The following is a 14707-nucleotide window of genomic DNA, read 5'->3' as shown; positions in this document are numbered from 1 at the left end:
GCGGTATTATTCAATATTGATGACAAATTTTTACAGAAGGCATCCAAAGGATGCCTTTTTTCTGATTTTTAGGGGGATAATTATATGGAGATTTCTGAAGTACATCTTTGTTTGAAAGACAATGGAAAACGAATTTGTAATGATCATATTCCTGATTGTGATTCGGCTTTCCCCTTTTTTGAGAATCAAATTGGCAAGTCTACAACAGAACGTTTCTGTGCTTTGTTTTTGGACTACGACTATTATCCTATTGGGTGTAGTATAATTGGGATTGGAACTGCAAATAAAGTTTTGATAGATCCTTCAGAACTATTTAAAATTGCTCTCCTTTTGAACGCTAGACATTTCTACATAGCACACAATCATTTAGGATCTTCACTTACCCCAACACAAAGCGACATTAAATCAACGCAAGAAATAGGTTTTCTCGGAAAACTTTTAAGTGTAGATCTGATAGATTCTTTGATACTGAATTCAAAAAATGAGTATCTTTCGATTAGAAAGTATATTTTAGAAAAGGGGAATGAGTAGGGTGGATTGGGGAAAAATTTATAAAATAAAGGATTCAGTTGATATATATTTAGTGGATGAAACGTATATTGTTGCCTATTTTATGAATACTAGGCAAAAGAAAAAATTTCGGGTAAGTAATGGCTCTGTTCATATTATTGAAATAATTGATGGTATTAATAATATTGAGAATATTTACAATACATACTGCTTAAAAAACGGAACAATTTCAAGAAAAGGTTTTTCCACATTTTTTAATTGTTTATTAAAATCGGGATTAATTATTGAAAAATCACAAAAACATATACTCAGTTCTTCGGAATTAAAACGCTTTAATCGTCAAATCAATTACTTTTCGGAATTTCTTAGTAGTGAACTTGCTGCTGAAAAAGCTCAGAAAAAGTTACTTAATTCTGTAGTGGCTATTTGGGGATGCGGCGCTGTTGGTGGAAATTTAGCGGTTCAACTAGCAATGGCAGGTGTAGGTACTTTTATTCTTATTGATCCAGATGTAGTGGAAGAAAGTGACTGCTCGCGCCATGTTTATTTCAAACAAGAAAGTGTCGGGGATAAAAAGGTTGAAAGCTTAGCTGATTACATAAAGTCGATAAATCCAGCTATTAAGACATACATATCCTATCAATGGTTACATCCCAATGCCGATTTGAGTGAAATTTTGAAAAAAGCGACTTTTTTAATTGATGCTGCTGATGAGCCGTATTTAGGCTATACAGCTAACCTGATTTCTCAAAACTGTGTGCCAATAAAGCTTCCACATTATATAGCTGGAGGCTTTGACGCTCATCTTGCAAGTACTGGTGAATTGATAATCCCGTATATTACACCATGTGCTGGCTGCTATTCCACATATTTTGAAAGAGTACTATCGGATTGGAAACCAGAACACCATCCAATAAAAAACAGAGAAAAAGAGATGGGGGGGCTAGCAGCAATGTCTTTATTTTCGTCCTCTTTTGCTTGTATTGAAATAATTAAATATATCTGTGGATTGAAGGACATGAAAGTAGCATATAAGCCACGTGCGGAATTTCTTTTCAACGGGATGAAATTGTTTAATTTAACGCCTTCAAAGGATCCAAATTGTAAAATTTGTGGGGGTGCTGATCATGAATTATAAACTTCGATCTTCAGTATCGATCGTAGATTCAGGTGGTAATGTTCTAGAATTTTTTAAAACCAATACGAGAAAATCTATTAAAATTCATGTGAAGAGCCCTATGATTAAAAATATTGTAACACATTTGGACGGCAATTTGAGTTTCAACGAGATTGTGCAGTGCTATAATCTCCAAGGAGAAGAACAGCAGTTAGCAATACTTCTGTCGTATTTAAAAGAAAAGTCTATTATTAGTAATGATGCACTTGTCAAAGATCGTGAAGATTATTTTAAATATCGTAGAATTATTCATTTTCTCGAAGATTATGCTCACTCCGATGAATTATTATTGGAAATGTGGAAAAATATAAGAAAATCAACAGTCATGATTATTGGATTAGGGGCGGTAGGAAATTGGGTTGCGTTAAACTTGGCTCAAAGTGGTGTTTCTAATTTTATTTTAATGGATAAAGATATTGTTGACATTACAAATCTTCATCGCCAGATTGCTTTTACTGCAGCAGATATTGGAAAGAGCAAGAGTACAGTGATAGCGAGATATATAAATCATTTTGATCCATCTATTCATGTATTGGAGATTAAACAGGATCTTACAGAAAACAATCTTTGTGCTGTCGTTGGAGAAAAAAATGTTGACTTAATTATCAATTGTGCTGATAAACCAAATGTTGATATAACTTCTAGATGGGTAGGAAAATATTGTATGAAAAGACGAATTCCACATATAGTGGGAGGAGGCTATAACTTACATTTATCCCTTATTGGTCAAACTGTCATTCCTTTTGAGAGTGCGTGTGTCAACTGTTTTGAAGAACAATTAAAGGAAAAAAATTCATTGGATGGCCTTACTGTTAAAAGACTTGACACTAAAAATCGAAAGATTGGAAGTTTTGGCCCGATGTGTTCAATAATTGCTAGTATGATCGGCATGGAGGCTATAAAAGTTCTTTCATCACATATTCCACCAGATAACGTTAATCGACGTGGAGAGTTCGATATAAATACAATGAATTTGAAATACCAGGAATTTAATCGACTATCAACGTGTGAGTGGTGTGGTTATGAAAAAAATTGAAATCATTAATGCTACCCAGAATAACTTGAAAAATATTAGTGTATCTATCCCGTATTATGCAGTAACCGCCGTAACAGGCGATTCTGGATGCGGGAAGTCTTCACTCGTTTATGATACTATTTATGCTGAAAGCATGCGTCTAATCACAGAGAATATGTTAACCTCGACATTTAGTCAAAAAATTCTTCCAAAACCTAAGGTTGAATCTATACAGCATCTTGTTCCTGCAATCAGTTTGGATCAAAATTGTTATAATCAAAATCCACGGTCAACAGTCAGTACATTTATGGAAATTGCAGATACACTGCGGGTGTTGTTTTCCATCTTTGTAAATCAAAAATATCATACAAATCTTACTGGACGGAATTTTTCTAAAAATGATGTTGATGGATACTGTCCTTTATGCAAAGGAAATGGATGGGTTCAGAAGTTTTCTTTGGAAAAATTAATTCCTGATCCTTCAAAAACGTTAAATGAAGGTGGTATTCTCTTTTTTTCAGGTGTAAAAGAAAGCTTTGAGATGAAACTTCTTGAGCAAGTCTGCAGGCGCCATCATATTGTTATGGATATACCAATAAGGAACTTGCCTGAAAGTGACGTTCATTTTCTCTTATATGGAGATACAACAGAAAAATATGTTGTGCATTATTCACGAGCAAAAAAGAAAAATTGTCAGCGAACTTTATTTTTTCAGGGTGCAATTACTGTAATTGGAGAAAAAGAAAAGCATATTTTAACCCCAATGATATTCAAACAGATTGAGAAATATTTATCACCTTGTACATGTAGCTTGTGTGGTGGGAAACGCTTAAAAGCTAATGTGCTTCAATACAACATCTTTAAATGTGATTATAGTGAAGTGGAGCATTTGGAACTTCCAGAAATATTGCGATGGATAGGCAAAGCAGAACACAGCAATAAAAATGAATCCGGTTTGTACTCAGTGCAAAAAATGATAGAGAGCTTAAAGGCAAGAATTAGATCAATGTTAGATTTAAAACTAGAGTATTTGTCTCTAGATAGATCCATCCCATCTCTTTCAGGTGGTGAGCTTCAACGCCTAAGGCTTTCTAAACAAATTTCCTGTTCTTTAACGGAAATTCTTTATATTTTCGATGAACCATGTAAGGGTCTACACTTCAAGAATATTCAAAACATTATTCATACCATGAAAAAGCTGGTAGATAAAGGAAATACAATTATTGCGATTGAGCATAATACTCAGTTTTTAAATAATGTAGATTACTGTATTGAATTGGGTCCTGGCGGAGGTCCAAAAGGTGGTAAAGTCTTATTTAAAGGTATTAAAAATTTTTATGAAGACATGTCCATGACGAAAATAAATCATCGCCATTTCGATAAATGGATTAATATCAAACGAGCTAATTATAATAATATTCGAGAACAAAACTGTAGTATTCCAATGAAAGCAATTACTATCATAAGCGGAGTTTCTGGGTCGGGGAAAACGACTCTCTTAAATGAAGTGATCTATAAATCACTTTACGCCCAGATGCCCCATAATTGTGAAATATTCTCATGCGAAGGTAACTACGAAAAGGTATATGCAGTAAATCAGCAACCAATAGGGAAAAACATAAGATCAAGCGTCATTTCATTTCTTGGAATTGGGCAGCATATTCGTGAGTTATTTGCAAATACAAAGACTGCAAAGGAAAATAATCTTTCAGCATCATTCTTTAGTCTAAACTGTAAGGAAGGACGGTGTGAAAGATGCTTAGGTAGTGGTTATGTGCAGATGGACAGTACATTTTTTTCCAATATTCTATTACCATGCGATGAGTGTAATGGAACTAGATTTAAAGACTTTATTCTCTCTGTCAAATATAATGGGAAATCGATCAATGACGTGTTGAATATGGATATTTCAGAAGCATATGGTTTCTTTGCCAAGCAAAAATATATTGAATATATGCTAAAGTGTCTCATTGATATTGGATTGGATTATATAAAACTTGGGCAGTTGTCGAAAAATTTGTCGGGTGGAGAGGCGCAAAGAATTAAATTAGCAAAAGCTCTAGGTCAGCCAAATGGCAGTAATAATATCTTTTTGTTAGATGAGCCGACATCTGGTCTCAGTGCAAGCGATATTCTGCGGCTGGAAAATGTGTTAAATAAATTAGTTGACGAGGGTAATACACTGATAATTATTGAACACAATATTAAGTTTATTCACAAAAATGCAGACTATATTATTGACTTTGGTCTGAAAGGTGGAAACTCTGGTGGTAAAATAATTGATGAAGGAAGTCTACAAGAGATACTGAATCGCGGGAAAGTATCTTGGATATAAAAATTGTTCTCTATTACTATCAAATTGAAAAAATCAAGAATGATATGAAAGTCACCATTGAAAAAACAAAACACATTATACTCGCAGTCTATTCTATGCCAGACGATGATTTTATTTATCGTAATGTTTTTGCCGCACGACGAAATATGGGAGAGAGCGAGTAAAATGTTCCGTTATTGGTTTTGGCGAACAGGGATCCGGATAAATGGCTATATTGTGATGATTTGAAAAGCCTTAGCTTAACTCATAAAAACTCACCTTTCTCTGAAACATTTCAACGAGTTGCCAATATCTTTGGATCAGAATATGTTCGTGTTTACGGTGCAGGCATTCCTAAAGTATTTCTAAAAAATGGGGAAGCAGATAAAGGAAAAATATATGAAATGCTGAATTTATGGTGAAATTTTTTGGAAGGATGACTAAACATCAAATCCTAACTGCCGATAAATAAAGTGTAAGGCAATTGGGAAGGCGCCTTCCCAATTCCTAATAATTTTCCACATGGACGTGGAATTCATAATTCAAGGAGGAAATAATTTATGATTATCAATCACAACCTTGCTGCGTTGAACACACTCAATAACTTAAGCAAAAACACCAATGCAACGCAAAAATCTCTTCAAAAATTATCATCAGGCCTTAGAATTAACAGTGCTGCAGACGATGCTGCAGGTCTTGCAATTTCTGAAAAGATGAAAGGCCAAATTCGTGGACTTGACCAAGCAACACGTAATGCTCAGGATGGCACTTCATTGATTCAAACTGCTGAAGGCTCACTAAATGAAACTCAAGATATTCTTCAACGTATGCGTGAATTAGCAACTCAAGCATCGAACGACACGAATACTGACTCAGACCGTAATGCAATTCAGAAAGAAATTGACCAATTGACTAGTGAAATTAATCGTATTGGCAATACCACTCAGTTTAACAACAAAAATTTACTGGATGGTTCACAGGCGCAGAGCGTTAATTTGACTGCTAGTAATACTAAAGTAATTAAGGCTGAAGTTGTTACTGATACTGATACAGGGAACTATAATCTTACTGTTGCAAGTAAGAGTATAGATGCAGCGAATTTAGCTGCAAATGGTACGGGTGTTGCAAGCGCAGATATTGATCTAAGCGCTGGTACTGGCTTTGATGTCAATCAATCTTACTCAATTAAAGTCGAAGATGGATCTACTAGCGGCAAAAAAATAACCTTCACTAAATCAGATGGTACAGTCTTAGATACACAAGACAATGTTGATACGACGGCGGCGGGTGGTGTAGTATTAAATAATGCTGGTGCAAATAAGTTGACAATTGCTGCTAATAAAATAACAGGTAATGGTACATTGTCATTTGATGTTGGTGTCACAGCAAATTATACAATTACTAATGCCACTACGAATCAAGCCACAACGGTCACCAAAACTACGACCGATGGTAAAGTTGATGTCGGTGCGTTTGAATTAACTGTCGATAAAAACTTAACTGCAGCTACAGATAATTCCGGAATTGCGGTAAGTGGAGAAGGATTACAGTTACAGATTGGTGCAAATGAAGATCAAAATATGAGAATTGGAATTAGAGATATGAGAGCTCAAAATTTGGGCGTCGATCATATTGATGTTTCTTCATACACTAGTGCCAAATCAGCAATTACAACAATTGATAGTGCCATTCAAACTGTTTCAACTGAGCGCTCAAAACTCGGTGCGTACCAAAATCGTTTGGATCATACAATTAATAACCTGAGTGCATCATCTCAAAATTTGACATCTGCTCAATCTCGAATTGCGGATGTTGACATGGCTGCCGAAATGAGCAACTTCACGAAGAATAATATTCTGAACCAGGCTGCTCAAGCGATGCTTGCTCAGGCCAACCAGCTTCCTCAAGGTGTTCTTCAGTTACTGAGATAATTGTCAATGTGTTATCAACTTGTGTAATAAATCGAACAAAAGTGGGTCTCCATATGGGGAGCCGCTTTTGTTTTTTCTATTGATACAATCTAAACATTTCTTACGTTGAACCGATAAAAATAATAGAAGAATTAGAGGATGAGTTAGGGAGGATTTGACATGATTGCTGATGGTTCGATGGGGGTAACGGAACAAAACTATCAGGTAACCACACCGCTTTCGTCAGTGCAAGATGATTTACGTGCAAACACCATTACAGATCATCAAAATTCAGATTCAAACACAAAAAATTCAAGAGTTTATGCTTCTTTTACAAAAAAACAGCTAGATGATTTAGTATCGGAGGCAAATAAACTACTTAATCCTCAATTGACAGAAATGCATTATGTGCTTCATGATAAATTAAATCAATATTTTGTACAGGTAGAGGATGCCGTAACGCATAAAATTATTCGTGAGATTCCTCCAAAGAAGTTTATGGATATGTATGCAGCGATTGCAGAAAAGCTAGGGCTAATTGTTAATAAACGAGTTTAAATAGACGAAATGAGGTGAGCATATGACTGTTTCAACGACATCCACAAGTTCGACAAGCTCAAGCGGAGTGTCAATTAACTCGATCAATAGTCTAATTGGTACAGCAAATACGAGCCGGGTTAGCGGTTTGGCAAGTGGCATTGATGTTGACAGTATTGTCGCCCAATTGATGACGGCGGAAAGCCAGCCGCTTGTCCAAATGCAACAGCAGCTACAATTAAAAGAATGGCAACGCGATGATTATCGCTCAATGAATACTTTGCTGACAACACTGCAGACAAATGTACAAACAATGAAGCTTCAAGGATCTTATTTGGCAAAGACAGCAGCGAGCAGCAATTCATCGCTTGTCACGGCAACTGCAGGAGTCACTGCTGGCAATGCGACTTATTCGCTCTCAAATATTGAGATGGCGACGTCTGCGTATAATACGAGTACTGCTTCAATTGTCCAAACAGGCAAGCTGGATCCTGATGCCTACCTATCAACTCAGGCGGCGTTGGGCAGTCCAAATAGTACGATTTCCTTTACGATCACAACCTATGACCAAAATAATAATAAAGTGGATACTCCTTTTTCATTTGATCCCACGAAGATAACATTGAATAGCATGATGTCAACCATTTCAAATTCAGCTGCTGGGGTCACTGCCTTTTATGATTCATCGAGTGGTCAAGTGTCGATGACACGGACTGCGACCGGAGATATGAATACGGACGTAAAGGATGGCAGTGGAAATGTCACGACAAAAAATCCGGAAATGCAATTCAGTGGCGACTTCTTAACAACGACATTAAAAATGGACGCTACTCAGGAACAAGGCGGTCAGGATGCAACGTTCACCCTCAATGGTTTAAGTACATCAAGGCATTCTAACACTTTTACGATGGGCGGTGTGACTTTTAACCTGCAAGGGAATTCAACAGCATCTGCGCCATCCGCATCGATTACAGTTGCGACAGATACGGACGCGGTTTATAAATCAATTTCCGATTTTGTTGATCTGTACAATACAACAATCAGTCAAATAAACGATAAAGTCGACGAGACGCGAAATAGGGATTATGCGCCATTAACCGATACGCAGAAAGCAAGCATGAGTGCTTCAGACATCACATCTTGGACAGCCAAAGCACAGTCCGGCATGCTTGCTAATGATAACATTCTCACTGGAGCATTGAGCCAGATGCGGACGGACTTATATTCTTCAGTGGGTAGCACGGGAAGCTCAACAGTCAATCAACTTGCGGCGATTGGTATTACGACAAGTTCAAATTATTTGGACCATGGCAAATTAATTATCAGCGATCCAGATAAATTGAAAAGTGCGATCAGTACGGATCCACAAGCATTTATGAATCTGTTTACGAATTCTGGTACAACTACGAATCCAGACGGAACTACTAGTAATGTGGCTTATGGCTCTGAAGGAATCATGCAGCGCCTCAATACCACAATTACAAACACGATGAATCAAATTGAGTCGATGGCCGGCAATACCTATAGCACGGATGACACATATTCATTAGGAAAAGATATTACTAGCATTAATGATCAGATTTCAGCTTTTAAAACAAAGCTCCAAGATGTTGAAACACGTTATTACAATGAATTTGACGCGATGGAATCAGCAATTCAACAGTCAAACAGTCAGGCGAGCTATTTGAGTCAGCTGACAGGTGGGTAATTCATTATTTGAAAGGGAGAATTAATAATGCCTTTAGGCTATCAATCTTATCAGCAGAATTCTGTGATGACTGCGACGCCGGGTGAGCTGACGCTGATGCTCTATAATGGTTGCATCAAGTTCATCCGTCAGGCGCGGCTGGCGATCAATGAGAAAAATTTGGCGGACAAAAATACGTATCTGAAGAAAGCGCAGCGGATTATCCGCGAATTGATGGTGACGCTTGATCAGAAGCAGCCGATTTCAGATGAGATGATGCGGCTATATGATTACATCTATCGCCGGATGATCGATGCTAATGTTAAAAATGATCCAGCTATTTTAGATGAAGTTGAGGGACTTGTCACCGATTTCCGAGATGCTTGGAAACAAGTCATCGACATAACGAAGAAAAATCAACCGAAACGGGATCGAGCGTAAGATGCCAATCCAGCAAATCTATGACTTGACGTTGCAGCTTGAACAATGGATTGGCAAGTATCGACAAACGGAACGCGAAGATTGGATTAAACATTTACAAGATTTATTGGCGAAACGGGAGACGTTTATCCAGCAGCAGTCTAAAAAGTTGACTGATGAAGAGCGGGTACTCGCAGTGTCGCTTAATGAAAAGAACGAGAAAATTAATCAAAGTTTACTCGCTATCAAGCAGGATATCGTCAACGACATGACTGCCTTCAAGCAACGCAAACGCACGGTCAATCGCTATCGCCGTCCATTCTCCGGGCCGACAAGGGACGGGATGTTTCTGGATAAGCGGGAATAAAGGCTTTTTGACTAGTAATAGAAGTATAAAAAATTATTGGCGGAAAATGCAGCGAAGACGGGGGACGCCTGCGGGAACAGCGTGCCAACGAGACCCCGCAGACTATTGTCTGTACGAGGAGGCTCGCGGTGCGCCCGCGGCAAGCGAGCAGCCGAAGCGCATTATTACAAAAAAGGACTTGGTAAAGTCGAATTTACCTTAAACTTTGGCTGTACTGGATCTATTGATGCGTACGGAGGCTCTAAGACTTATTGTGGAAAGAGAAATACAACAACTGACATGAACAAAGTTATTTGCATAAATAAAGAGCCTTGTCCGGAGTTGTCCGGATAAGGCTCTGTTTGGTTTTGGACTTGTTTATAATTAGTCGACTGCAACTGCTTCAGGTGTGTTCAGGCTGGCGAGGAATTGCAGGTAGTTGTAGGTCGATTCTTTTTCGTCTTCATTCAGCTTTTCGAACAATTCGATAATTTCTTCTGCCTGGATTTTCATGGTCAAGACTCCCTTTATGAGATGATGTCACCGTCTCAAACGGACATTGAGAATTTAATCACAAATTAGCTACAAAATAAAAGCATAAATCATAACATTGAGCACTCGAAATAGCTGTGAATTCAATCACTAACTTGGAAGGACTCTTGCTTGCGTACTTTATTATATGAGGATTGAATAGCGGGGTCAATAGCATTCGACCTATTTCAGGCTTGACTTTTGATTGAAGTTTTGCATATAATTAGTAACTTTTTTGCATGAATGGGCAAGAGGAGATGAATAAGGGCATTTCCGTCGATTTGTGTCGAAACTTTGTCAATGAAAGCGCTTTTTGTAAAGTTTTTTCATAGATCAAGAAGGAAATAGGACAGGGATGGCGAAAATATATAATATCGAAGGGAGGCTTTCTCATGAATCTGAACATTCGAGGAGAAAACATTGCAATAACACCCGCTCTGCAGGATTATGCGGAGAAGCGAGTCGGTAAGCTGGAGAAATATTTCAGCGAACCTTTAGAAAGCAGCGCGCGTGTGAATATGCGCGTTCACAACAAAGATCAGGTGGTGGAAGTCACAATCCCGATGCAAGGGCTTCTCTTGAGAGCAGAAGAGAGCAAGGACGATATGTACACAAGTATTGATGCGGTAGTCTCCAAATTGGAGCGCCAGATTAAAAAATATAAGACGAAGGTGCATCGCAAGAGCCGCCAGGAAGTACGCGGTATTGTCGAAGGTGTGGCCAGCACGGTTGTTCGGACGGCAGAACCAGCGGAAGACACGCATTCTTTTGAAGTGGTTCGCCGCAAAAGCTTCGTTCTGAAGCCGATGACGATTGAAGAGGCAATTCTTCAGATGGAGATGTTGGGACACAGCTTTTTCGTTTTCCAGAATGCGGATTCATCCGAAATCAGCGTGGTTTACCAACGCAAGGATGGCCGATACGGTTTGATTGACCAAGAATAAAAGGAAATAACAACGGGGGGAACATCATTTGATGTTTCTCCCTTTTTTAATAGGTAATGACTGTATAAGGTTTTGTGCGGAAAATGGAGAGATATGCCGAGGGAGACGAGCAGCCGTAGCGCAATTGATGAAAAAGAATGGCTATGCCAAGATTTCTGAAGACCATTTCCCCGGAAATGGTCTTTGAACAGCCACTGAATTCTCTCACTTGTCAATAGCCATCTGTTTTCAAAACAACCATTTGCGCTTATAATAAGAATTGTTTGCCTTTATTTTTCAGTAAACAAAGTAAATGATTTTAGCATTGAAAATGTAGCGAAGGCACGAGACGCCTGCGGGAAGAGCAGGACAAGGGAGACCCCGCAGGTTAATTGCCTGTCTGAGGAGGCTCCCGTCCTGCCCGCGGCAAGCGAGCGACCGGAGCGTACTTGTAACAACCGATCCGTTTTGCGGTACTAATTTTAATAGAAAAAACGGATGAATGACGGCATTGTCAGGCAGGCAGAAGATTGCTACAATTATAAGCATATTCTCCTGCGTAATCGGACAAGGGTAATCGATGTTTTTTTAGAGGGATATTAAGCAGGCCTGCGGCGGATGCCAGGGCCTGAGATGAGGTGGATACACGCATGATTGGAATGCTCAAAAAGGTGCTTGGAGATACCAGTCTCCGCAAACTGGGCAAAATGGAAAAGCTGGCGCACGTGATTGATGAGAAGGCTGACGAATACAAGGCACTCAGTGATGACGCGTTGCAAGCAAAAACCCCGGAATTTAAAGAAAGATTGGCGAACGGCGAAACGCTGGATGATTTGCTTCCAGAAGCCTTCGCCACAGTCCGCGAAGCGTCGACGCGTATTCTCGGGATGACGCCTTATTATGTGCAGTTGATTGGCGCAATCGCGCTGCATCAAGGCAATATCGCCGAGATGAAAACTGGTGAAGGTAAAACGCTCGTGGCGACGATGCCGCTTTATTTGAACGCGCTCGAAGGCAAGGGTGCCCACCTGATTACGGTCAATGATTATCTGGCCTCGCGTGATGCGGAACAGCTCGGCCTGCTTTATAATTTTCTCGGCATGTCGGTTGGCTTGAATACCGTTGGCCAGTCGCCGGAAGAGAAAAAAGAAGCCTATGCGGCTGATATCACCTATGGTACGAATAGTGAATTCGGCTTTGATTACCTGCGTGATAACATGGCTCTATATAAAGAAGAAATGTCTCAGCGCCCGCTTCATTATGCGATTGTCGATGAAGTCGATTCGATCTTAGTTGACGAAGCGCGGACGCCGCTGATTATTTCCGGGAATGCGGAAAAATCAACAGATCTATATGTCCGTGCCAATCAGTTCGCACGTCTGCTCGCTGAAAAGCAGGACTTTACTGTTGATCTGAAGACGAAGACGGTGCAGCTGACTGAAGAAGGCATGACGAAGGCGGAGAACTTCTTCCATATAAAGAATCTATATGACTACTCCAATGTGGAAGTCAACCACCACGTCAATGAGGCGCTGAAGGCGCACGCGATTATGCATCTGGACACCGATTATGTCGTGCAAGATGGCCAGATCGTGATTGTCGATCCGTTCACCGGCCGTCTGATGCAAGGACGCCGCTACAGCGAGGGTCTGCACCAGGCGATTGAAGCCAAGGAAGGCCTTGAGATCCAGAGCGAAAGCAAGACGCTGGCGACGATTACCTTGCAGAACTTTTTCCGGATGTATCATAAACTTTCCGGTATGACTGGTACGGCGAAGACGGAAGAAGAAGAATTCCAGAGCATCTATAATATGGATGTCATTGTCATTCCAACGAATAAACCGATGATTCGCAATGACAAGCCAGATTTAATTTATAAGACGCAAAAAGGTAAATTTAATGCGGCTGTCGAAGAAATTTCCGAATTGTACCATCGCGGTCAACCAGTGCTTGTCGGCACGGTAGCCGTTGAAACCTCTGAGTTAATTTCGAAGCTGCTGAAACGCAAGGGCATTCCGCACAACGTCCTGAACGCGAAGAACCATGCGCGTGAAGCGGAAATCATTGAGAATGCCGGACAAGTCGGTTCGGTTACGATCGCGACGAACATGGCCGGCCGTGGTACTGACATTAAGCTCGGCGAAGGTGTGCCGGAACTTGGCGGTCTGTATATTCTCGGCACCGAACGTCATGAATCACGCCGTATCGATAACCAGCTGCGTGGCCGTTCTGGTCGTCAGGGCGACCCGGGCGAATCGCGTTTCTATCTGTCGCTTGAAGACGACTTAATGAAACGCTTCGGTTCGGACAAGATGAAAGCGATGATGGAGCGGCTCGGCATGGACGATGACCAGCCGATTGAAAGCAAGCTCGTCAGTAAGTCGGTGGAAGCGGCGCAGAAACGCGTCGAAGGTAATAACTTCGATGCCCGTAAGCAGTTGCTGAAATTCGACGATGTCATGCGTCAACAACGTGAAATTATCTATAAACAGCGTATGGAAGTCATGGAATCGAAGGACCTTCGCGCTGATATCGAAAATATGATCAAAACGGTGATTGAGAATGTCGTTCGCACCCACACGCCGGAGAATGAAGTGCCGGAAGACTGGGATCTGAAGGCTGTCATTGACTTCCTCAACGGCCAGATTTTTGATGATGGTGCGCTGAGTCTGAAGGATCTGGAAGGCAAGGATCCGGAAGAAATGATTGACGACCTCTATGAAAAAGCGATTGCGCGCTACGATGATAAAGAGGAACGCTTTACTTCGGAACGGATGCGTGAATTCGAGCGTGTGATTATGTTGCGCACGGTTGATACGAAGTGGATGGATCACATCGACGCGATGGAACAATTACGCGAAGGTATTTATCTGCGTGCGTACGGCCAGGTCGATCCATACCGTGAATATCAAATTGAAGGCTTCAAGATGTTTGAAGAGATGGTAGCGAGCATCGAACAGGAAGTCGTCACTTTCATCATGAAAGCGGAAATCGAAGAACGTCCGATTGAACGCGAACGCGTGACACACGGTCTGCGCGTGATCTCCGGCGGACAAGACGATGATGACGAACCAAAGAAGCAGAAACCATTTGTGCGCAAAACGCATATCGGTCGCAACGATCCATGCCCATGCGGTAGCGGCAAGAAATACAAGAACTGCCACGGGAAATAAGCCGGAACCGTTCAGAAGACGCTCGATAAAGAGTGGCTCACCGCAAGCGGCTGAATACAATAAGGTTATGAGAAAAAGCTAGGTTTACGTACTGTTGATTTTTCGTGAAAATAGGGTCGCGGTTAAGCGAGCGCTTGAACGTTCAACGCTTGTCTTGGTCGGTT

12 protein-coding genes are annotated in these 14707 nt (G+C 40.4%); 11 read left to right on the top strand and 1 reads right to left on the bottom strand.

All coding sequences use genetic code 11. The annotated features are described in order from the left end of the window. Nucleotides 1–84: 84 nt before the first annotated feature. From JOC27_RS03310 to JOC27_RS03270, 9 genes are all read left to right on the top strand, one after another. Nucleotides 85–531 (top strand): JAB domain-containing protein, encoded by a 447-nt coding sequence (locus JOC27_RS03310; protein WP_205005582.1) that lies wholly within the window; start codon nt 85–87, stop codon nt 529–531. A gap of 1 nt (nt 532) precedes the next feature. Then, complete coding sequence (locus JOC27_RS03305; RefSeq protein ID WP_205005581.1) at nt 533–1648, top strand: ThiF family adenylyltransferase; 1116 nt, start codon at nt 533–535, stop codon at nt 1646–1648. Then, complete coding sequence (locus tag JOC27_RS03300; protein ID WP_205005580.1) at nt 1638–2723, top strand: HesA/MoeB/ThiF family protein; 1086 nt, start codon at nt 1638–1640, stop codon at nt 2721–2723. Before JOC27_RS03305 ends, JOC27_RS03300 begins: the two co-directional genes overlap by 11 nt. Then, nucleotides 2710–5037, top strand: a complete 2328-nt coding sequence (locus JOC27_RS03295) for an ATP-binding cassette domain-containing protein (protein ID WP_205005579.1) — start codon at nt 2710–2712, stop codon at nt 5035–5037. Before JOC27_RS03300 ends, JOC27_RS03295 begins: the two co-directional genes overlap by 14 nt. A 539-nt stretch (nt 5038–5576) precedes the next feature. Continuing rightward, nucleotides 5577–6947, top strand: coding sequence for a flagellin N-terminal helical domain-containing protein (locus JOC27_RS03290; protein WP_205005578.1), 1371 nt, complete (start codon nt 5577–5579; stop codon nt 6945–6947). Nucleotides 6948–7106: 159 nt separating this feature from the next. Beyond that, nucleotides 7107–7484 (top strand): flagellar protein FlaG, encoded by a 378-nt coding sequence (locus JOC27_RS03285; protein ID WP_239529466.1) that lies wholly within the window; start codon nt 7107–7109, stop codon nt 7482–7484. A gap of 22 nt (nt 7485–7506) precedes the next feature. Continuing rightward, nucleotides 7507–9171: a flagellar hook-associated protein 2 gene (locus JOC27_RS03280; RefSeq protein ID WP_205005577.1), complete on the top strand. Its 1665-nt coding sequence runs from the start codon at nt 7507–7509 to the stop codon at nt 9169–9171. Between the two features lie 27 nt (nt 9172–9198). After that, nucleotides 9199–9591: a flagellar export chaperone FliS gene (fliS, locus tag JOC27_RS03275; RefSeq protein ID WP_205005576.1), complete on the top strand. Its 393-nt coding sequence runs from the start codon at nt 9199–9201 to the stop codon at nt 9589–9591. A gap of 1 nt (nt 9592) precedes the next feature. Next, entirely contained in the window at nt 9593–9937 is a 345-nt protein-coding gene (locus tag JOC27_RS03270; protein ID WP_205005575.1) for a hypothetical protein, read from the top strand. A 363-nt stretch (nt 9938–10300) separates the two neighbouring features. On the opposite strand, the gene JOC27_RS13505 is transcribed toward JOC27_RS03270, so the two are convergent. Continuing rightward, nucleotides 10301–10429 (bottom strand): hypothetical protein, encoded by a 129-nt coding sequence (locus tag JOC27_RS13505; protein WP_275587765.1) that lies wholly within the window; start codon nt 10427–10429, stop codon nt 10301–10303. Between the two features lie 410 nt (nt 10430–10839). Between JOC27_RS13505 and hpf the strand changes: the two genes are divergently transcribed. Next, a complete protein-coding gene (hpf, locus tag JOC27_RS03265; protein ID WP_205005574.1) occupies nt 10840–11391 on the top strand; it encodes a ribosome hibernation-promoting factor, HPF/YfiA family in 552 nt (183 codons plus the stop codon). A 629-nt stretch (nt 11392–12020) separates the two neighbouring features. Next, a complete protein-coding gene (secA, locus tag JOC27_RS03260) occupies nt 12021–14543 on the top strand; it encodes a preprotein translocase subunit SecA (protein WP_205005573.1) in 2523 nt (840 codons plus the stop codon). Nucleotides 14544–14707: the final 164 nt, after the last annotated feature.

The sequence above is a fragment of the Sporolactobacillus spathodeae genome, assembly GCF_016908935.1.
Lineage (GTDB): Bacteria > Bacillota > Bacilli > Bacillales > Sporolactobacillaceae > Sporolactobacillus > Sporolactobacillus spathodeae.
This window is presented reverse-complemented; position numbering and strand designations above follow the sequence as displayed.